Source organism: Pectobacterium atrosepticum (genome assembly GCF_000740965.1).
Taxonomy (GTDB): domain Bacteria; phylum Pseudomonadota; class Gammaproteobacteria; order Enterobacterales; family Enterobacteriaceae; genus Pectobacterium; species Pectobacterium atrosepticum.
Genome location: NZ_CP009125.1, coordinates 2,269,860 through 2,289,417, shown reverse-complemented (window position 1 = coordinate 2,289,417; position 19,558 = coordinate 2,269,860). Strand labels below are relative to the sequence as shown.

The following is a 19,558-nucleotide window of genomic DNA, read 5'->3' as shown; positions in this document are numbered from 1 at the left end:
CGATTGCCCAGCAATGCCAAGCCGCGTCCTTGTCTCTTGGTGCGCTTTTGCGTAACGCATTCCAAGGCGTTCCCTCTTTAATGCGTACGCAAACGTTTTCGTTTATACTGAGGCCATTTTTCACAACCCGATCAGGTATAAGGTTATGTTAACGATTGGAACCGCCCTGCGTGCGGACGCCACACGAGTGATGCTGCTTGGCTCCGGTGAATTAGGCAAAGAAGTGGCGATTGAGTGTCAGCGCCTTGGAATCGAAGTGATTGCGGTCGATCGCTATGCGGATGCACCCGCGATGCAAGTTGCGCATCGCAGCCACGTCATCAATATGCTGGATGGCGATGCATTAAAAGCGTTGGTTGAAGCCGAACGCCCTGATTACATCGTGCCGGAAATTGAGGCCATCGCTACCGACATGCTGGTCACGCTAGAAAATCAGGGTCACCATGTTGTCCCCTGTGCTGAAGCGACACGCCTGACGATGAATCGTGAAGGTATCCGTCGTCTGGCTGCAGAAACGCTCGGCGTTCCCACATCCACCTATCGTTTTGCCGATAGCGAAGAGCGCTTTCATCAGGCCGTAGAAGCCATTGGCTATCCCTGCATTGTAAAGCCCGTCATGAGTTCATCCGGCAAAGGACAAAGCCTGATTCGCTCCGCTGAGCAGTTAGCGCAGGCATGGGTCTATGCCCAACAGGGTGGACGGGCGGGTGGTGGACGCGTCATCGTTGAAGGGCTAGTTAATTTTGATTTTGAGATTACCCTCCTGACCATCCATGCCGTTGACGGAATTCATTTCTGTGCACCCATCGGCCATCGACAAGAAGACGGTGATTATCGTGAATCCTGGCAGCCACAGCGGATGAGTGCGCTGGCGCAGGAACGCGCACAGAAGATGGCCAGCGATGTTGTGAAAGCGCTTGGCGGCTATGGTCTGTTCGGCGTTGAACTGTTCGTCTGCGGCGATGAGGTTATTTTCAGTGAAGTTTCTCCTCGCCCTCACGATACCGGCATGGTGACGATGATTTCTCAGGATCTGTCCGAGTTTGCCCTGCACGTTCGCGCTTTTCTAGGGCTGCCAATTGGCGCGGTTCGTCAGTATGGCGCATCGGCTTCCGCAGTAATTTTACCGGAATTGGATAGCGACAATGTGCGCTATCAAGAACTGGAAAGCGCACTACTTCCTCATACGCAAATTCGCCTGTTTGGTAAACCAGATATCAGCGGCAAACGCCGTATGGGTGTCGCGTTAGCCAGTGCGGAAACGACAGACGATGCCATTGAAATCGCCAAGCGTGTCGCGGCGAGCGTTAAAGTCAGCGGCTGATACGTTTTATTGCTGATCGGATGAGGGAAAACCTCACTGACAGCGGACAGAATAGCCGGCCATAAAAAACGTAGGGAACGCTTTTCAACGTTGCGAAGCAACGGCCCGCAGGGTGACGGACAAGGATGTCCGTCATAAAAAAAGGCCACTCGCAGTGAGTGGCCTTCGTCATTCAGTAACCGACAAACTTAGGCTTTTGCGCCTGCAACCGCTTCACGCGCCAGTTCAGTAATACGCGCGTAATCACCACTTTCCAGTGCATCGTTCGGTACCAACCAAGAGCCACCAACGCACAGCACGCTTTTCAGCGCCAGATAATCGCGGTAGTTATTCGGCGTAATGCCACCAGTCGGGCAGAAACGGATATGAGCAAACGGCCCCCCAATTGCCTGGAGCGCTTTCACGCCGCCATTAGCTTCTGCTGGGAAGAATTTGAACTCACGCAGGCCGTAATCCATACCCAGCATCAGTTCAGACACGGTGCTGATACCTGGAATCAACGGGATGTTGCCTTCTATCGCGGCTTTCAACAGCGGCTCGGTCAGACCGGGGCTGATGGCAAACTGTGCACCGGCTTCAACCACCGCAGCCAGTTGCTGAGGGTTTGTCACCGTACCCGCACCGACTATGGCCTCTGGCACTTCTTTCGCAATCGCACGGATCGCGTCGATGGCACAGTCGGTACGCAATGTCAGTTCCAGAACGCGAACGCCGCCCGCGACTAACGCTTTTGCCATCGGCACAGCGTGTTCCAGTTTGTTGACCACAATCACAGGAACAACGGGACCCGTTGTCAAAATCTGTTCCGCGCTCGTTTTCCAGTTTTTCATCAAAAATTATCTCCAGTCATGCCCGAAGGCATCATTAATTATATAGCGCGCCCCTGCCACAGGGATCTGCGTCGCCGCAGATGTCCGACCGCACCGTTAGCCATACATTAAAACGGTGGAATGCCTAATAACCTCAGCATTCCCGTTACTGACTTGTTATCAAAAAGTCACTCAAACTCATTCCAGGAACGGCCATCGCGGGTAATCATCGCGACGGATGCTACCGGACCCCAGCTTCCTGCCTGATACGGCTTCGGCGCATCATTATCCATCGCCCAGGCTTCCATGATGGAATCCACCCATTTCCAGGCTTCTTCAACTTCATCACGGCGAACGAACAACGCCTGAATCCCACGCATGGTTTCCAGCAACAGACGCTCATAGGCATCCGCCAAGTGCTGCTGATTAAAGGTTTCCGAGAAGCTCAGGTCCAGCTTCACCGTTTGCAGACGGTGCTTGTGCTCTAATCCTGGGATTTTATTCAGAATCTGGATTTCCACGCCTTCATCCGGCTGCAAACGGATGATCAGTTTGTTTTGCGGTAACTGCTGGTAAGAATCATGGAACAGGTTCAGTGCTGGATTTTTAAAGTACACCACCACTTCTGAACATTTCGTTGGCAGACGTTTACCGGTACGCAGATAGAACGGCACGCCAGACCAGCGCCAGTCATCAATGTCGACACGAATTGCGACAAAGGTTTCCGTGCTGCTGCTTTTGTTCGCACCCTCTTCTTCCAGGTAGCCCGGCACTTTATGTCCCTGAACAAAGCCAGAAGAGTATTGGCCACGCACCGTCGTTTCATGCACATTGGAGCGATTGATACGACGCAGCGAGCGCAACACTTTTACTTTTTCATCACGGATGCGGTCGGTCGTCAAATCAGACGGCGGCGACATTGCAATCATCGTCAGAATCTGTAACAGGTGGTTCTGGATCATGTCACGCATCTGGCCGGCTTTATCAAAATAGCCCCAGCGTCCTTCAATTCCGACTTCTTCGGCTACCGTGATCTGTACATGATCGATCGTCCTGTTGTCCCAATTTGAGGAGAACAGCGAGTTGGCAAAACGCAGCGCCAGCAGGTTCAGAACGGTTTCTTTACCCAGATAGTGGTCGATACGGTAAACTTGACACTCGTTGAAGAATTCCGCGACCTGATCATTAATGGCACGGGAAGACGCCAGATCGGTACCCAGCGGTTTCTCCATCACCACGCGTGCAGGCTCTTTATTCAGCCCTGCGGTTCCCAACCCTTTGCAGATCGCTCCGAATGTGCTGGGTGGCATCGCAAAATAGTTGATCGTGGTACGATTTTTCTGGTCAAGCATCTTGCCCAGCTTGTTGAAAGCTTTCGTGTCTTCCACATCAAGATTGCAGAAATCCAGCCGACTGCTTAGCGTTTCCCACAACTTATCGTCGATGGCTTCTTTCATAAAGGTGTCAAGCGCTTCGCGCACGACGCGGGTATACTCCGCTTTATCCCAATCCGCACGGCCCACCCCAATAATTTTGGTGTCCGCATGGATGTGACCTGCTTTTTCCAACTGGTACAGGGAAGGCAGCAATTTACGGCGCGCCAGATCGCCCTTGGCACCGAAAATAACCAGATCGCACGCTTGGGCTGTTGAAGTTACCGCCATGTTCATCTCCTCGTTGCAGGATGCTGTAATTTTATTACAGCGATAATGTACTCTTTTTGACTACAGCCAGTAAACCCATCATAAAAATGCCAAATAATGGTCGGTATTGACTGAAAACAATGCGTAAATCGGTCTGTGCAGTGGCTGAAGTCACTTATGCATTCGCCCTAAAACGAAATTTTTCGTCGTTTCTGACAGTCAATTACTTTTCTGAAAGTTAGACACATGTCATGTTCTGGCAAAAAAAGGCCCCAACTTAGCGTGTTGCCCTCTGCCAACCACCACAGGGTCGTAGTATATTTTCACGTAATGAATGCCAGTTGTACCTTTAGTTGAAATTGGAAAAACTTAAGTTGAAATTGGAAAAAACTTACATGGCCCTTGTCGTATGAATATGCTGGAAAAAATCCAGAGTCACTTAGAACTCTTGAGCAAATCAGAAAGGAAAGTGGCTGAAGTGATTCTGAGCACTCCACAGACGGCCATTCACTCCAGCATCGCGACCTTAGCCAAAATGGCCGACGTGAGCGAGCCAACGGTTAATCGCTTCTGTCGTCGCCTTGAAACTAAAGGTTTTCCCGATTTTAAACTACATCTGGCGCAAAGTCTGGCGAACGGTACACCGTATGTGAACCGTAACGTGGAAGAAGATGACAGCGTTGACGCCTATACCAGTAAAATCTTTGAATCCGCGATGGCTGGCTTAGAGCAGGTAAAATCGAGCCTTGATATTGCCGCGGTCAACCGCGCTGTGGATTTACTGACGCAGGCGAAGAAAATCTCTTTTTTTGGTCTAGGCGCTTCCGCAGCGGTCGCACACGATGCGATGAACAAATTTTTCCGCTTCAATATCCCCGTCGTTTATTTTGATGACATCGTTATGCAGCGCATGAGTTGCATGAATTCCAGCGACGGTGACGTCGTGGTATTGATCTCCCATACCGGTAGAACCAAAAGTCTGGTCGAAATGGCGCAGTTGGCACGCGAAAACGATGCGACGGTGATCGCCATCACTTCAGACGGCACGCCGCTGGCGCGTGAAGCCTCGCTGGCCTTGCGACTTGACGTGCCTGAAGATACCGATGTCTATATGCCGATGGTATCCCGCATCGCTCAGTTGACGCTAATCGACGTTCTGGCTACGGGGTTCACACTGCGTCGCGGGGAAAAATTTCGTGATAACCTGAAACGGGTCAAAGAGGCCTTGCGTGAATCACGCTTTGATAAAGACGAACGATTGATTAATCCTTTCAGGTGATAGGTAAGTTTTACGTTGTGCTTTGTTTTTAGTTATATCCTAAATAATTCGAGTTTCAGGAAGGCGGCAAGCGAAGGAGTCCCGATGAGCTTACTCAAGTAAGTGATTCGGGTGAGTAAGCGAAGCCAACGCACATGCAACTTGAAGTATGACGGGTAACAAAAATGAGCGGTATCATCTACCTGCCTCATCTCAATGTGGCCAGAGGCCACGGTTATGGAAAGATGGCAGGGATTACCTGTACAGTATGATAATCAGACTCAACTCGATGTTCGGATAACGCAGGTGAAATAGTTTTGTTGTAAAGTGACATTTTGCACCGTTATTCGACGCTTAATCGCAACACTACAGCTTCACAAGTGAACGGAGTTATACATGTCCAGACGGCTCAGAAGAACCAAGATTGTTACCACCCTGGGGCCCGCTACCGACCGCGATAATAATCTCGAAAAGATTATCAATGCGGGCGCTAACGTTGTACGCATGAATTTTTCTCACGGCACAGCAGAAGACCATCAATTACGTGCCAACAAAGTTCGTGAAATTGCGGCTAAATTAGGCCGCCATGTTGCCATTCTTGGCGATCTACAGGGTCCAAAAATTCGTGTTTCTACCTTCAAAGAAGGTAAAATCTTCCTGAATATCGGCGACAAATTCTTGCTGGATGCCAACTTAGCGAAAGGCGAAGGCGATAAAGAAAAAGTCGGGATCGATTACAAAGGCTTGCCGAGCGACGTGGTGCCTGGCGATATCCTGTTACTGGATGACGGCCGCGTACAGCTGAAAGTCCTCCAAGTTGAAGGCCTGAAAGTTTACACCGAAGTCACCATTGGTGGCCCGCTGTCTAACAATAAAGGCATCAACAAACTCGGTGGCGGTCTGTCTGCCGAAGCCCTGACGGAAAAAGATAAAGCCGACATTATTACTGCTGCAAAAATTGGCGTCGACTATCTGGCAGTCTCTTTCCCACGCACCGGTGAAGACCTCAACTACGCACGCCGCCTCGCACGCGACGCAGGCTGTAACGCCAAGATCGTATCAAAAGTTGAACGTGCTGAAGCAGTCTGCTCAGATGCCGCAATGGATGACATTATTCTGGCTTCCGACGTGGTAATGGTCGCAAGGGGCGATCTGGGTGTTGAAATCGGTGACCCTGAGCTGGTAGGGATTCAGAAGAAATTGATTCGCCGTGCCCGTCAGTTGAATCGTGCAGTCATTACGGCCACGCAGATGATGGAATCGATGATCACCAATCCGATGCCGACACGCGCCGAGGTAATGGACGTCGCCAACGCCGTGCTGGATGGCACCGATGCGGTGATGCTCTCAGCAGAAACCGCTGCGGGTCAATATCCGGCTGAAACCGTCGCTGCCATGGCGAAAGTGTGTTTAGGTGCGGAAAAAATCCCAAGCATCAACGTCTCCAAGCATCGCCTTGACGTGCAGTTTGATAACACGGAAGAATCCATCGCGATGTCTTCCATGTATGCAGCCAACCACCTGAAAGGGGTTACTGCACTGATTGCCATGACGGAGTCTGGCCGTACCGCTCTGATGATGTCTCGTATCAGTTCTGGCTTGCCGATTTTCGCCATGTCTCGCCATGAGCACACACTGAACCTGACCGCGCTGTATCGCGGCGTCACACCGGTACATTTCGACAGCTATACGGATGGCGTTGCCGCGGCCAATGATGCGGTGATCCTACTGCGTGATAAAGGGTTCCTGATGTCTGGGGATCTGGTCATCGTCACACAAGGTGACATCATGGGTACCGTAGGCACAACCAACACCATTCGCATTCTGCGCGTGGAATAATCATTGTAATCACCGATCCGCTGCTAAGTTAGCGGTCGATATTATGATAGTAAAAAGCCGGACGATTTCTCATCCGGCTTTTTTATCCATGCGGCTATACGCTACTCATCTCACTTCTTGTTGCGATACAACTCATCCCGACAATATGGCTCAATCTCACCCGGCTTGCGGGTTTTCAACAGCTTCAGAATCCAGGTGTACTGTTCAGGGTTCGGTCTGACCAGAATTTCCACTTCTTCATTCATGCGCCGTGCAATATATGCATCATCCGCTTCCGCCAAATCGTCCATCGGCGGACGAATAAACACATCCAGGCAACCATCTTTGGCGTTATATACCGGAAACAACGGTACGATATCAGCGCGACACACTTTCATCAGCCGTCCGACAGCAGGTAGCGTTGCCTTATAGGTTGCAAAGAAATCAACGAACTCGCTATGCTCAGGGCCGTGATCTTGATCGGGTAAGTAATACCCCCAGCATCCAGAGCGTACGGAGCTGATAAACGGCTTAATACCGTCATTGCGAGCATGAATGCGTCCACCAAAACGACGGCGTAGCCGATTCCACCAATAATCCACCAGCGCATTCTTCTGATTATGGAACATTGCCGCCATGCGCTGTCCGCGAGAAGTCAGCAACATCGCAGGAATATCAACACCCCATCCATGCGGAACCAAAAAAATCACGTTTTTCTCTTGCGCTTTAATACGTTCAAGAATGTCTTCGCCGTGCCAACGAACATATTTTTCGATTTTCTTTGGGTTACGAATTCCCACTTCAACCATCATGATCATCGACTGAGGCGCTGTCGCAAACATGTCATCGATGATGGTTTCGCGCTGTGCTTCCGTTAACTCTGGCATGCAATACAGCAGATTAATGCGGGCACGGCGGCGAGCACCTTTTGATATTCTCCCGACAAAACGCCCTAACCCACCCAATACTGGGTTTCTTAACCGAGCGGGAATATAGGCAGTAAGTGCCATCACGCCAACGCCTAACCAAACACCCCAATAGCGCGGATGAAAAAAGGCGCGTTGAAACTGGGGAACAAATTCAGCGTTCGATTTTTTTTCTTTTTCCATGCCTAAACTCTTCATATCAATCAATAAACATAATCATAATTGCTGCTCGGCGTTTAGCAACACCCACTGACAATTAAGCAAAAACACGTCTGCTCGACAATAAAAAATCAGGGGCAGCTGTTCTATAAATGAAAATGCCGGCAGCAAGCCACCGGCACAACATGCAGTCAGTATGGTTAATCAAACTTAAGCTGCGGCACCACTTCCTTCACCTGCGCCAGATAATCACGACGATCTTTACCCGCCAGCCCTTCAGAACGCGGCAGCTGAGCCGTCAGCGGGTTTACCGCCTGCTGGTTTATCCAGAATTCGTAGTGCAGGTGCGGGCCAGTGGAACGACCAGTGTTACCAGACAACCCGATGCGATCGCCACGTTTCACTTTCTGCCCAGGTTTAACCAATATGCGATTTAGGTGCATAAATCGCGTCGTATACTGGCGACCATGACGAATCACTACATAGTTACCCGCTGCACCGCTGCGTTTCGCAATCACCACTTCACCATCCCCGACGGCCAGAACTGGCGAACCGACTGGCATGGCAAAATCGACCCCTTTATGCGGCGCAACACGCCCAGTCACCGGGTTCAAACGACGCGGATTGAAGTTGGAGGAAATACGGAATTGTTTCATGGTCGGAAAACGCATAAAGCCACGCGTCAAACCGGAACCTTCACGATCGTAGAATTTACCGTCTTCTGCCCGAATAGCGTAATAGTCTTTACCGCCAGTATTCAAACGAACGCCGACCAGTTCGCTCTGTTCACTTTTGCCATCGAGCATTTCGCGGGACATCAGGACAGAGAAGGTGTCGTCTTTGCGTAACTTACGGAAATCCAACTGCCATTGCAGCGCTTTGATCACTTCCCGCACTTCTGTGCTGGTCAAACCGGCGCTTTTCGCGCTACTGACAAAGCTGCCACTGACCCGACCATTCAGAACACTGTTGCGCCACTCGCCTTTCAGCGTCTCTATACGCTCTTTGAAATCGGCACCTACGCGCTCATAAATACGTGTTTCGCGGCGAGACATCTGCCAGGTCAAACTTTGCAGATCGCCGTTTTCTGCCAGAGTCCACGAAATTTGCTGACCAATTTTCAGGTTACGTAAATCTTTATTCTGCTCTGCGAGCTGAGTGACATCCGCGATATCGATACCGTACTGTGTCAAAATGCTGCTTAAGGTATCACCCGTAGAAACCACGTACTCATGTACGCCACCTTCATCGGCAACCTTATCATCGAGCTCATCTTGCGGAATGTCGTCATCTGGCGAGGGTTGGTCTATCGGTTCACTGGCTTCAGGCGTCAGCGTACGCAGTTGGCTGGTTTCCAGGTCGATATCTTTCACGATGGCGGGAGCATCATCGACATGGGGGTAAACAAAAGGCCGCCAAACAGCAACGGCCAATGTCACAACGGTAAGCGACCCCAGCATGACGCGATGGGGCCGAGGTAAACTGTTATACGCCAGAGCGATAGTTCGGACTATCTGCTGCACTTATTCGTATCCTCATGATTTTTCCTCCAGACAGCTCACATACTGGTTCGATAGCTGCAACAAGAAATCGGCATAGCTATCTCTACCCAGTGCAATGTTGCTTCCCAATGGATCGAGCACACCCGAGCGCACGTCGGTTCCCTTGGCAACAGCATTAATAACGGCTGGCCTGAATTGTGGTTCAGCAAAAACGCATACGGCTTTGTGCTCAACCAACTGTGTTCGTATTTGATGTAAACGCTGTGCACCGGGCTGAATTTCGGGGTTAACCGTAAAGTAACCCAAGGGATTTAACCCGTAGTGTTTCTCAAAGTAGCCATAGGCATCATGAAACACGAAATAGCCTCTACCCTGCACAGGCGCTAGCATCTTAACAATTTTTTCATCTGCTTGCGCAATTTTATCCGTAAAATAAAGCAGATTCGCGTCTAGTTTGTCCTTATTCTGAGGCATAAGTTCCAATAATTTTGCATGAATGGCGGTTGCCGCCTGTTTTGTCATCTCCGGTGAGAGCCAAATGTGCATATTGTACTCGCCATGATGGTGACCATCGTCGCCGTCATCATGGGCCGCATGGCTATGATCGTGGCCTTTTTCATGCTCATCATGTGCCTGCCCATGGTCATCTTCATGATCGTGTCCGGCTTCTTTTTCCAGCTCAGATTTAATGCCGGGTAGTACGGAAAGCGCGATCTGTTTTGTGGATGGAATTTTCGCTAACGGTTTCCCAAGGAAAGCTTCCATTTCCGGCCCGACCCAAATCACCAGATCGGCAGACTGTAAACGCTGGACATCAGACGGGCGCAAGGCATAATCGTGAGGCGACGCGCCATCAGGTAACAAAACCTCGGTTGGCGTCACACCATCGGCAATGGCCGACGCAATGAACCCTAAAGGACGAATTGACGTAATTACCGCAGCGGATGCCGCGCTGATTGACATCCCGCATGCGAGTAGCGCACTGGCAACAAACACACTTTTTAACCATTTTTTTTGCTGAATAGATTGCTGCATGAAAGTCGATCCCATCGATTTTTGTCGTGTTGTTTGTTATATTATAACATTACATGGGTTATGCAAACCGAATTATATGTCTACATTGGTATCACTTAATAATATTTCAGTGACATTTGGCAGTCGGAAGATCCTGTCAGATATCTCTCTGACCTTGCAGGCAGGTCGAATTCTGACGCTGCTGGGGCCAAATGGCGCAGGGAAATCGACGCTGGTGCGCGTGGTATTGGGGCTGCTTGCACCCACCTCCGGTTCACTGGTGCGGGATCCCGCATTGCGTATCGGTTACGTTCCGCAGAAGCTGCATCTGGATACCACCCTGCCCCTGACCGTCAGCCGCTTTATGCAACTGCGCCCCGGCGTGAAAAAGCAGGATATCTTACCCGCCCTCAAACGTGTTCAGGCTGCACATCTGCTGGAACAGCCGATGCAGAAACTCTCCGGTGGCGAAACCCAGCGCGTGCTGTTAGCCCGCGCACTGCTCAATCAGCCCCAACTTCTAGTTCTGGATGAACCGACACAGGGTGTCGATGTCAATGGGCAAATGGCACTGTACGATCTGATTAATCAGTTGCGGCAGGAATTCCACTGCGGCGTGCTGATGGTGTCGCACGATCTGCATTTGGTGATGGCAAAAACCGATGAAGTTCTCTGCCTTAATCAACATGTTTGCTGCTCCGGCACGCCTGAAGTCGTTTCCCTTCACCCCGAATTTTTAGCGATGTTTGGCCACCGCGGCGCGGAGCAATTAGCCATTTATCGCCATCATCATAATCATCGTCATGACCTACAAGGACGTATCATTCTGAAAAGACAAGGTGGAAACGACGCATGATAGAACTGCTATTTCCCGGTTGGTTGGCAGGGATTTTACTGGCGATTGCGGCAGGCCCACTCGGTTCGTTCGTCGTCTGGCGGCGGATGTCTTATTTTGGCGATACGCTGGCGCACGCATCCTTGCTTGGCGTCGCATTCGGCCTACTGCTGAACATTAACCTGTTTTCTGCCGTCATTGCCGTGACGCTCATTCTTGCACTGGGCCTCGTCTGGCTAGAGCGTCGTCCCTACCTGGCTGTCGATACGTTACTCGGCATCATGGCTCACAGCGCCCTGTCGCTTGGATTGGTTGTCGTCAGCCTGATGAACAATGTACGTGTGGATTTAATGGCCTACCTATTTGGTGATTTACTCTCCGTCACAACAGAGGACCTGTGGGTGATCGGTGCTGGTGTGATAATCGTTGTCGCTGTTATGCGTTGGCAATGGCGCGCACTGCTTTCCATGACGATTAGCCCAGAACTGGCACACGTCGATGGAGTGAAGATACAACGCACCAAGCTGCTTTTAATGCTGACTACCGCATTAACGATTGGCATCGCCATGAAATTTGTTGGCGCACTGATCATTACCTCACTGTTGATTATTCCCGCCGCCAGCGCCAGACGCTTCGCACGGACGCCGGAACAAATGGCAATCATCGCCGTTATGATTGGAATGATTGCTGTAACGGGCGGCTTAGCTTTCTCAGCTGGCTACAATACACCAGCCGGACCGTCTGTGGTGCTGTGTGCATCACTGCTATTTATTGTCAGCCTGCTTAAGCCACAACCCGCTTAGCCAACAATAAAAACTAAAAAGAAAAAGCCCCTCTGAGCACACGCTTCAGAGGGGCTTTTTCTTTTTAAGATCGGTAATTTCGCGCGAACAGCGTTAGTTCCTATTAGCCATATCGGGGATAATTAAATCGCCGCGCAAGACATACGATCCCAACACACCCTGCGTTTTTTCATTAAGCCAAGACACGATTCTGGCCGCCACCGCATCCATCGAATATTCAATCGCCGGTATCGCCGGAATGCCAGGAATATCAAGAGAACCGGCAAGGCTGAATACCATAATGTCTTTTGGCACAGATTTATTAAACGCCTGAAGCTGTGTGATGACACGTTTTGCTTCTTGCTCATCAGCGACCAAAAGCGCATTGAAATTCAGCGTCGTGCTGTTATTGAGCAACACTTGCAGCGCAACCGACGACGAGGAAGACGCATCCATAAAAATCAGGTTGCGGTTAAACGGCAAGAAGTTATTTTCCAGTGCCCGTTTATACCCTAACAGAACCTGTTCCGCAGAGCTGCTGGCAGCAGGATTGATCAGCGCGATTTGACGCCTTCCTTGACGAATCAGGTAATTACATGCCGTTTCTGTGGCGAAAGCGTGATCGAATTGCAGGCTGTTGGTGGTATCCGCCTCCATACAATCGATCAGAATGATGCTCTTATCGGCCAGATTCAGTGGAAAGCGCGCACCGATGATTAAAATATCATCACACAAGCCACTAGTCAGTTCATCCAGCACATTCATCACTTCTGCCCTGCTGCTGGCAAACCGCAACAAGAGATGTTTTTGATGCCGACTAAAGTGTTTTTCCAACGCATAAAGATAGCCAGTTGTCTGGTTGATGTTGTCCTGAGCGCAAATGACGCCAATACATCCGGTTGACTGGCTTAACAGCGATTGGGCGATGACGTTTGGCCGATATTTCAGCTCATCAACCGCTTTTAACACTGCAAGGCGGCTGGCTTCCTTTACGCCGCGTGAACCACTCAACACCCGGGAGACTGTGGCTTTGGACACCCCAGCTAAACGCGATACATCGTTGATTGTAGACATCATTTGCCCCTGGAAAAACGCTAAACCCGACTTGAAACCCTTAACACCAACAGCGCATTGTATTGCTTCGCAGTATAACCGTTTCCATTCAGCATGGAAACCGATTATCCATTTAACATCCAATAGGCATTCCTGCCAATAAGATGTGATGTAAATCTAATTAATACCGCCAGAAACCATCACATATTGACGGTCATCACACTTCTCTTTTCTTTGCATGGAAAACGGTTTCCATATGATATCCAATCATCTTAGCAATAAGTTTTTACATCCTGCTTGGCGGAAAATGCGGTCCGTCGCGGAAGACATATAACGGATATAGGCTCACTTTCACAAAAGGCTGCCACATACGATTTATCTATCCGACCTGCTAATACAATGGGTTACGGTATGCAACGTGGCGATATGTACTTGATGATGATCTGTCGCCGTTGCGGTGGCACACGAGAAGGTGTTCACATGAGTTCCTTATATCAATCGATGATTGCCACTATCGAACAATCGATTACCCCGCTGGCTGGGCGTTTGGGGCAACAAAAGTATGTGATCGCTATCCGCGATGGTTTTACCGCCGCGCTCCCCTTTATGATCATCGGCTCATTTATGTTGGTGTTTATTTTCCCCCCGTTCTCTGCCAATACCACCGTCGGATTTGCCCGCACCTGGTTGGACTTTTCCATCACCTACCGCGAACAGCTGATGCTGCCTTTCGAGCTGAGCATGGGCGTGATGACATTTTTCATTTCCGTGGGCGTCGGGGCCAGCCTGGGGCGACAGTTTAACCTCGATTCAGTGATGTCCGGTCTGCTGGCATTTATGGCTTTTCTGCTCGTCGCTGCTCCTTACGCCGATGACAAAATTTCTACTGAATACCTGTCAGGGCAAGGGATATTCACCGCTTTACTGACCTCTATCTATTCCACCCGTGTTTATGCCGCGCTGAAACAGCACAACATTACCATTCGTTTACCGAAAGAAGTGCCGACGGGGGTTGCTCGCTCGTTTGAAATCCTCATTCCCGTGTTGGTTATTGTCGCGACACTGCATCCACTCAACCTCTTCATTGAAGCGCAAACGGGCATGATCATTCCCGAAGCGATTATGCATCTGCTGGCGCCGCTGGTTTCTGCCTCAGACTCTCTGCCTGCCATCCTTCTGTCTGTGCTGCTGTGTCAGCTTTTCTGGTTTTCGGGGATCCACGGCTCACTGATTGTAACGGGCATCATGAATCCATTCTGGATGACCAATCTGGCCGTGAATCAAGCCGCGCTCGCGGCAGGCGATGTGCTGCCACATATCTATTTACAGGGTTTTTGGGATCACTATCTGTTGATTGGTGGCGTAGGGTCAACGCTACCGCTGGCTTTCCTGCTGTTACGCAGCAAAGTGACTCACCTACGCACCATAGGCAGAATGGGCATCGTACCGAGCTTCTTTAACATCAACGAGCCTATCATGTTCGGTGCACCCATCATTATGAACCCGATGTTGTTCATCCCCTTTGTCTTCGTACCGATGGTTAACGCCGTGCTGGCTTACACGGCAACCAAAATGGGGTGGCTGGCACAGGTCGTATCGCTAACGCCCTGGACGACACCAGCACCCATTGGTGCATCGTGGGCCGCAAACTGGAGTTTCAGCCCGTTTATCATGTGCATGCTGTGTATGCTGTTTTCCGCATTAATGTATTTACCGTTCCTGCGGGCTTATGAACATACGTTGATGAAAAGCGAGGAACAAAAAATGCAGAGCAATCTATACACCAAATAATTCGAGTTTCAGGAAGGCGGCAAGAGAAGGAATCCCGATGAGCTTACTCAAGTAAGTGATTCGGGTAAGTGAACGTAGCCAACGTACATGCAACTTGAAGTATTACGGGTATATCGATGACAAAAACAGCGAGTAGTAATTAATGAAGTGAATAAAGAACGAGTTAAACATATTAAATAGAAGAAAGAAAATAAAGCGTTCGGACGCGGCATATTTTTATTATTCATATTCACCGTTCTGACTAGTATTTAAGAGCGCGGCATAGGGAATAAAACTATTGCCGCGAGTATTCTGTCACATAAAAAAATAGGTCATATGATGATTACATTAGAAGATGCAGTAATGGAAATTATCGTCAATGCTGGGCAGTCACGCAGCCTGTGTTTTGAGGCACTGCACGCTGCACGTAAAGGCAACATTGATGAAGCCAAAAATCTGTTGAAAGAAGCCGATGGCTACGCGCGCAAGGCACACCATATGCAAACTCAGCTGATCGAACAGGATGCAGGTGAAGCCAGACAGCCGATGACGTTAATTATGGTTCATGCTCAAGATCATTTAATGACATCATTACTCGCCCGCGAATTATCAGAAGAAATAATTCACCTTTATCAACGACAATAATGTAAATAATGAACGCCTCTTAAAGGGAGGGTCGATTACGTCGGTTATTTAATTACGTTGCACTATTAGAAAAATAACAATCACCTTGTTCTGAGCGCCGTGCCATTATTCACGTCAATCAGAGCGGGATGGTTATTGTCTGAATAATAACTTACTGAATTGAGATGACTATGAAAAGTTGCAAAAAACTTCCAGTTACGCTGGCAGTGCTGGCCGCCCTTTGCTCCAGTTCCGCACTCGCACAAGAAATCATTACTCAGGAACAACTCGATCGTGCCGTTGCTCAGGCCGTGGAAAAAGCGCTGGCGGAGCGTCAGGCCAAGTTAGACGCGATTGCCAGCAAACAGGTCGATCCTCTGACGACGCCTGAGTCCCCCAAAACCCCTGACATGGCGATACCGTATGGCGTCGCATTCACTGGCTATGCGCGTTACGGCGCGCAATTCCAGAGCGGTGACCAGAAATATGTTGCGGTTGACGGTTCCTATAACGGTGCTTCCGCACTCGGTCGTCTGGGTAACGAAGGTAACGGTGGTGAATTTCAGCTTTCCAAAGCTTTCAAAGGTGACAACGGCGCTATCTGGGATGTCGTCGTGATGATCGACCACTGGGGCGACGAAGTTAACCTGAAAAAAGCCTATGCAGGCGTCACCAATCTTTTCGCCTCTCAGCCCAACGCCTATCTCTGGGCGGGACGTGATTTCCACCAGCGTCCACAGCAAGGTATCAACGATTACTTCTGGATGAACCATGACGGTCAAGGTGCGGGGATAAAAAACGTTGATATCGGCGGTGTTCGATTCGATGTGGCAGCCGTCGGTGCCGTGGAGTCCTGTAATCCTGAGGTGATGGAGGATAATGCGAACCCCTCACGCATCAGTTGTACCGGCAGCTCCGGCACAGGCGATAAGGGCAATTACGCGCTGACCTCCAAAGTGCATGGCATCAAGCTAGGGCCGTTGGATCTTGCGCTGTACGCTAACTACGGTTTTGACTCAAAAGCGGTGAATAACGATGAGCGGATGAAGGCCTGGCAAGGCGGTGCAGTCCTGAGCCACACAGGGAAAAATAGCCTCAATCAGTTTATCACCCGCTATTCGGACAATGCGGATAACAGCGTTTACAACAAAACGAATAACCTGAAAACCTTCTATGCCAGCTTCGAAGGTAAGTACAAATTCACACCGCAAACGCAGGTCGAATATTTGCTGGCCTACCACGACTACTCGAACGACTCTGCGAGTCAGGACGACCGTCGTAACTACAATGCCATCGTTCGCCCTATGTATTTCTGGAATGACGTGCATTCTACCTGGCTTGAAGCCGGCTATCAGCATGTGGACTACGGTCAGGGCGGTGACAACAAAGGGTGGAAACTGACACTTTCCCAGAATGTCTCGATTGCCATGGGACCGGAGTTCAGACCGATGTTGCGCTTCTATGTGACTGGCGGAGAAGTGGATAACAAACACACCGCGCGGACAACGACTGGGGTCAATACGCAGCTCGACTCGTTCAACGTTGGGGCAATGTGGGAAGCCTGGTTCTGATTACCTAAATTTAGGGAGACTGTATAGTCTCCCTAAATATGGACGATGTAGAAAAACGTGCTCAAACGATACTATTCTTCACGCGTTAAGCCAAAATGCCGATAGGCATGCTGAGTCGCCATTCGGCCACGCGGCGTACGCTGGATGAACCCTTGTTGAATCAGAAACGGTTCCAATACATCTTCAATGGTTTCCCGTTCTTCGCCAATCGCGGCGGCTAAATTGTCTAGCCCGACAGGGCCACCCATGAATTTATCGATGATTGCCAACAGCAGCTTACGGTCCATGTAGTCAAAGCCTTCGGTATCTACAGCAAGCATATCCAACGCCTGCGTCGCCACTGTTCCAGTAATCGCACCTTCCGATTTAACCTCGGAGAAATCGCGCACCCGGCGCAATAATCGGTTGGCGATACGCGGCGTACCACGCGCACGGCGAGCCACTTCAAGGGAGCCTTCCTGCGTCAGATCCAGTCCCAAACACTGGGCGCTGCGGCCAACGATATACTGCAAATCGGCTACATTATAAAACTCTAGACGCTGCACAATACCAAAGCGATCGCGCAGCGGTGAGGTTAACGACCCCGCTCGCGTCGTTGCACCAATCAGTGTGAAAGGAGGCAGATCGAGTTTAATTGAGCGAGCAGCGGGCCCTTCACCGATCATGATATCCAACTGGTAATCTTCCATTGCCGGATACAGTACTTCTTCCACAACCGGTGACAGACGATGGATTTCATCGATAAATAGCACATCATGCGGTTCGAGATTGGTCAGCAGCGCGGCAAGGTCGCCAGCTTTTTCCAACACTGGGCCTGATGTCGTGCGCATATTCACGCCCATTTCATTGGCGACAATATTCGCCAACGTCGTTTTACCCAAGCCGGGGGGCCCAAAAATTAGCAGATGATCCAGCGCATCCCCACGTTTACGCGCAGCCTGGATGAAAATTTCCATCTGTTCACGCACCTGCGGCTGGCCCACATATTCTTTCAGCAGTTTAGGCCGCATCGCTCGGTCGAGAAATTCTTCTTCTGGAACGGCGTCAGCGGAAATTAAACGGTCGGCTTCTATCATCAATACCTCACAGCGCCGCGCGCAGTGCATCCCTGATTAGGGTTTCACAGTCTGCATCGGGACGCGCGATCTTGGAAATCATGCGGCTGGCTTCCTGCGGTTTGTAGCCCAGCGCCACCAGTGCCGCTGCGGCTTCCGCTTCGGGTTCGCCAACGCGATTGTCTACGTTAGCAGGTGACGTCAGCGGAATATCACTGACCGAATTAAACAGATCGCCGCTCAGGCCCTTGAAGCGATCTTTCATTTCAACAACCAGCCTTTCCGCCGTTTTCTTACCCACGCCCGGAAGTTTAATCAACGCGCCAATTTCTTCGCGCTCAACCGCGCTGACAAACTGCGTTGCGGACATCCCAGAGAGAATCGCCAGCGCCAGTTTCGGCCCAACGCCATTCACTTTAATCAACTCGCGGAACAGCGCCCTTTCCTGCTTATCATTAAAACCGAACAGCAGTTGCGCATCTTCGCGGACAACAAAATGGGTAAAAATAATCGCTTCCTGATTGAGCTCAGGGAGTTCGTAAAAGCACGTCATCGGCATATGGACTTCGTAACCCACACCGTTAGCTTCTATCAGCACCTGCGGCGGCTGTTTTTCCAGGATAATGCCTCTGAGACGACCTATCACGTTGCGCTTCCTTTTACATAGGGAATGAATGACTTGAAGTATGACGAATATATAACATAAAAAAGGCTGGATGAATATCCAGCAATACCGATCGTTTAAGCATCAAGATACACGGGGCGACCACAGGGGTGAGGCGTCCCTGCGGGAACCTCCCCCTGTGTTTCCCCTAACAACAGGCTGAAGCGAACAGCACTAGGATGAATATCCAGCCTCCTGTTTCAGCGCAGTCATCCTGCCAGCGGGTTTACTTTCACTGCTGCGGTACGCAGCAGACTCTGGTTAAAGTGGCAGTGAGTAATCGCAATCGCCAACGCATCGGCAGCATCCGCCTGCGGACTGGCCGACAGTTTCAGCAATGAGCGAACCATATGCTGTACCTGCTTTTTATCTGCTGCGCCCGTACCTACCACCGTTTTCTTGACCAAACGCGCTGCATACTCAAACACGGGCAGATCCTGATTCACACCCGCGACGATGGCCACACCGCGCGCCTGCCCCAGCTTCAAGGCTGAATCCGGGTTTTTCGCCATGAAGACCTGTTCGATCGCCATACAGTCTGGCTGAAATTGCGTAATAATTTCACTGACGCCAGCGTAAATCAGCTTAAGCCGAGTGGGCATATCATCTACCACGGTGCGAATACAACCGCTGCCGAGATACGTCAGATGCCGCCCCTGCTGGCGGATAATGCCATAACCCGTCACGCGCGAACCGGGGTCGATGCCTACTATGATTGTCATGGTGCTACGATTGTCATCGTGCCGCTCCG

Annotated in this window: 17 protein-coding genes; 8 read left to right on the top strand and 9 right to left on the bottom strand. The window is 50.4% G+C overall.

What is annotated here, in order from left to right:
* The first annotated feature begins 145 nt into the window (after positions 1 to 145).
* Complete coding sequence (gene purT, locus GZ59_RS10040) at positions 146 to 1,324, top strand: formate-dependent phosphoribosylglycinamide formyltransferase (protein ID WP_011094025.1); 1,179 nt, start codon at positions 146 to 148, stop codon at positions 1,322 to 1,324.
* Between the two features lie 188 nt (positions 1,325 to 1,512).
* On the opposite strand, the gene GZ59_RS10035 is transcribed toward purT, so the two are convergent.
* Positions 1,513 to 2,154, bottom strand: a complete 642-nt coding sequence (locus tag GZ59_RS10035; protein WP_011094026.1) for a bifunctional 4-hydroxy-2-oxoglutarate aldolase/2-dehydro-3-deoxy-phosphogluconate aldolase — start codon at positions 2,152 to 2,154, stop codon at positions 1,513 to 1,515.
* Positions 2,155 to 2,321: 167 nt separating this feature from the next.
* Positions 2,322 to 3,797: a glucose-6-phosphate dehydrogenase gene (gene zwf / locus GZ59_RS10030; protein WP_011094027.1), complete on the bottom strand. Its 1,476-nt coding sequence runs from the start codon at positions 3,795 to 3,797 to the stop codon at positions 2,322 to 2,324.
* 388 nt (positions 3,798 to 4,185) lie between these two features.
* On the opposite strand from zwf, the gene GZ59_RS10025 reads away from it, so the two are divergent.
* Together GZ59_RS10025 and pyk are read left to right on the top strand one after the other, a co-directional pair.
* The gene (locus tag GZ59_RS10025) at positions 4,186 to 5,055 is read left to right on the top strand and encodes a MurR/RpiR family transcriptional regulator (protein ID WP_011094028.1); all 870 of its coding nucleotides are present in this window, start codon (positions 4,186 to 4,188) and stop codon (positions 5,053 to 5,055) included.
* A gap of 375 nt (positions 5,056 to 5,430) precedes the next feature.
* Complete coding sequence (gene pyk / locus GZ59_RS10020; RefSeq protein ID WP_039291523.1) at positions 5,431 to 6,873, top strand: pyruvate kinase; 1,443 nt, start codon at positions 5,431 to 5,433, stop codon at positions 6,871 to 6,873.
* Positions 6,874 to 6,983: 110 nt separating this feature from the next.
* Here pyk and lpxM read toward each other — a convergent pair whose 3' ends face one another.
* The 3 genes from lpxM to znuA form a co-directional block, all read right to left on the bottom strand.
* Positions 6,984 to 7,961 carry a lauroyl-Kdo(2)-lipid IV(A) myristoyltransferase gene (lpxM, locus tag GZ59_RS10015; protein ID WP_011094030.1) on the bottom strand — a complete coding sequence of 326 codons (978 nt, stop codon included), beginning with the start codon at positions 7,959 to 7,961 and terminating at the stop codon, positions 6,984 to 6,986.
* A gap of 176 nt (positions 7,962 to 8,137) precedes the next feature.
* Positions 8,138 to 9,460: a murein DD-endopeptidase MepM gene (gene mepM / locus GZ59_RS10010; RefSeq protein WP_011094031.1), complete on the bottom strand. Its 1,323-nt coding sequence runs from the start codon at positions 9,458 to 9,460 to the stop codon at positions 8,138 to 8,140.
* A gap of 12 nt (positions 9,461 to 9,472) precedes the next feature.
* On the bottom strand, positions 9,473 to 10,474 hold the full coding sequence (gene znuA / locus GZ59_RS10005; RefSeq protein WP_011094032.1) for a zinc ABC transporter substrate-binding protein ZnuA: 1,002 nt from the start codon (positions 10,472 to 10,474) through the stop codon (positions 9,473 to 9,475).
* Positions 10,475 to 10,550: 76 nt separating this feature from the next.
* On the opposite strand from znuA, the gene znuC reads away from it, so the two are divergent.
* Complete coding sequence (gene znuC, locus GZ59_RS10000; RefSeq protein ID WP_011094033.1) at positions 10,551 to 11,309, top strand: zinc ABC transporter ATP-binding protein ZnuC; 759 nt, start codon at positions 10,551 to 10,553, stop codon at positions 11,307 to 11,309.
* Positions 11,306 to 12,091 carry a zinc ABC transporter permease subunit ZnuB gene (gene znuB / locus GZ59_RS09995; protein ID WP_011094034.1) on the top strand — a complete coding sequence of 262 codons (786 nt, stop codon included), beginning with the start codon at positions 11,306 to 11,308 and terminating at the stop codon, positions 12,089 to 12,091. The genes znuC and znuB overlap by 4 nt, the downstream gene beginning before the upstream one ends.
* A gap of 93 nt (positions 12,092 to 12,184) precedes the next feature.
* Here the strand turns inward: znuB and GZ59_RS09990 are convergent, their stop codons facing one another.
* The gene (locus GZ59_RS09990) at positions 12,185 to 13,144 is read right to left on the bottom strand and encodes a LacI family DNA-binding transcriptional regulator (protein WP_039291518.1); all 960 of its coding nucleotides are present in this window, start codon (positions 13,142 to 13,144) and stop codon (positions 12,185 to 12,187) included.
* Positions 13,145 to 13,603: 459 nt separating this feature from the next.
* Between GZ59_RS09990 and GZ59_RS09985 the strand changes: the two genes are divergently transcribed.
* The 3 genes from GZ59_RS09985 to GZ59_RS09975 all read left to right on the top strand — a co-directional run bounded on the left by GZ59_RS09985 (position 13,604) and on the right by GZ59_RS09975 (position 17,088).
* Positions 13,604 to 14,914, top strand: coding sequence for a PTS cellobiose transporter subunit IIC (locus tag GZ59_RS09985; RefSeq protein ID WP_011094036.1), 1,311 nt, complete (start codon positions 13,604 to 13,606; stop codon positions 14,912 to 14,914).
* A gap of 318 nt (positions 14,915 to 15,232) precedes the next feature.
* Positions 15,233 to 15,538, top strand: coding sequence for a PTS lactose/cellobiose transporter subunit IIA (locus tag GZ59_RS09980; protein ID WP_005967750.1), 306 nt, complete (start codon positions 15,233 to 15,235; stop codon positions 15,536 to 15,538).
* Between the two features lie 170 nt (positions 15,539 to 15,708).
* Positions 15,709 to 17,088 carry a carbohydrate porin gene (locus GZ59_RS09975; protein ID WP_011094037.1) on the top strand — a complete coding sequence of 460 codons (1,380 nt, stop codon included), beginning with the start codon at positions 15,709 to 15,711 and terminating at the stop codon, positions 17,086 to 17,088.
* Positions 17,089 to 17,159: 71 nt separating this feature from the next.
* Here the strand turns inward: GZ59_RS09975 and ruvB are convergent, their stop codons facing one another.
* The 3 genes from ruvB to ruvC form a co-directional block, all read right to left on the bottom strand.
* On the bottom strand, positions 17,160 to 18,164 hold the full coding sequence (gene ruvB, locus GZ59_RS09970; protein WP_011094038.1) for a Holliday junction branch migration DNA helicase RuvB: 1,005 nt from the start codon (positions 18,162 to 18,164) through the stop codon (positions 17,160 to 17,162).
* Between the two features lie 7 nt (positions 18,165 to 18,171).
* Positions 18,172 to 18,789: a Holliday junction branch migration protein RuvA gene (ruvA, locus tag GZ59_RS09965; RefSeq protein ID WP_011094039.1), complete on the bottom strand. Its 618-nt coding sequence runs from the start codon at positions 18,787 to 18,789 to the stop codon at positions 18,172 to 18,174.
* Positions 18,790 to 19,016: 227 nt separating this feature from the next.
* Positions 19,017 to 19,529: a crossover junction endodeoxyribonuclease RuvC gene (ruvC, locus tag GZ59_RS09960; RefSeq protein WP_011094040.1), complete on the bottom strand. Its 513-nt coding sequence runs from the start codon at positions 19,527 to 19,529 to the stop codon at positions 19,017 to 19,019.
* Positions 19,530 to 19,558: the final 29 nt, after the last annotated feature.

Excerpts from the sequence above, each read along its gene's own strand:
- GZ59_RS10025 (WP_011094028.1), top strand. The coding sequence starts at position 4,186 with ATGAATATGCTGGAAAAAATCCAGAGTCACTTAGAACTCTTGAGCAAA.
- ruvC (WP_011094040.1), bottom strand. The coding sequence starts at position 19,529 with ATGACAATCATAGTAGGCATCGACCCCGGTTCGCGCGTGACGGGTTAT.
- purT (WP_011094025.1), top strand. The coding sequence starts at position 146 with ATGTTAACGATTGGAACCGCCCTGCGTGCGGACGCCACACGAGTGATG.
- znuB (WP_011094034.1), top strand. The coding sequence starts at position 11,306 with ATGATAGAACTGCTATTTCCCGGTTGGTTGGCAGGGATTTTACTGGCG.
- znuA (WP_011094032.1), bottom strand. The coding sequence starts at position 10,474 with ATGCAGCAATCTATTCAGCAAAAAAAATGGTTAAAAAGTGTGTTTGTT.
- GZ59_RS09990 (WP_039291518.1), bottom strand. The coding sequence starts at position 13,144 with ATGTCTACAATCAACGATGTATCGCGTTTAGCTGGGGTGTCCAAAGCC.
- znuC (WP_011094033.1), top strand. The coding sequence starts at position 10,551 with ATGTCTACATTGGTATCACTTAATAATATTTCAGTGACATTTGGCAGT.
- zwf (WP_011094027.1), bottom strand. The coding sequence starts at position 3,797 with ATGGCGGTAACTTCAACAGCCCAAGCGTGCGATCTGGTTATTTTCGGT.
- GZ59_RS09975 (WP_011094037.1), top strand. The coding sequence starts at position 15,709 with ATGAAAAGTTGCAAAAAACTTCCAGTTACGCTGGCAGTGCTGGCCGCC.
- GZ59_RS09980 (WP_005967750.1), top strand. The coding sequence starts at position 15,233 with ATGATTACATTAGAAGATGCAGTAATGGAAATTATCGTCAATGCTGGG.
- GZ59_RS10035 (WP_011094026.1), bottom strand. The coding sequence starts at position 2,154 with ATGAAAAACTGGAAAACGAGCGCGGAACAGATTTTGACAACGGGTCCC.
- ruvB (WP_011094038.1), bottom strand. The coding sequence starts at position 18,164 with ATGATAGAAGCCGACCGTTTAATTTCCGCTGACGCCGTTCCAGAAGAA.
- pyk (WP_039291523.1), top strand. The coding sequence starts at position 5,431 with ATGTCCAGACGGCTCAGAAGAACCAAGATTGTTACCACCCTGGGGCCC.
- lpxM (WP_011094030.1), bottom strand. The coding sequence starts at position 7,961 with ATGGAAAAAGAAAAAAAATCGAACGCTGAATTTGTTCCCCAGTTTCAA.
- GZ59_RS09985 (WP_011094036.1), top strand. The coding sequence starts at position 13,604 with ATGAGTTCCTTATATCAATCGATGATTGCCACTATCGAACAATCGATT.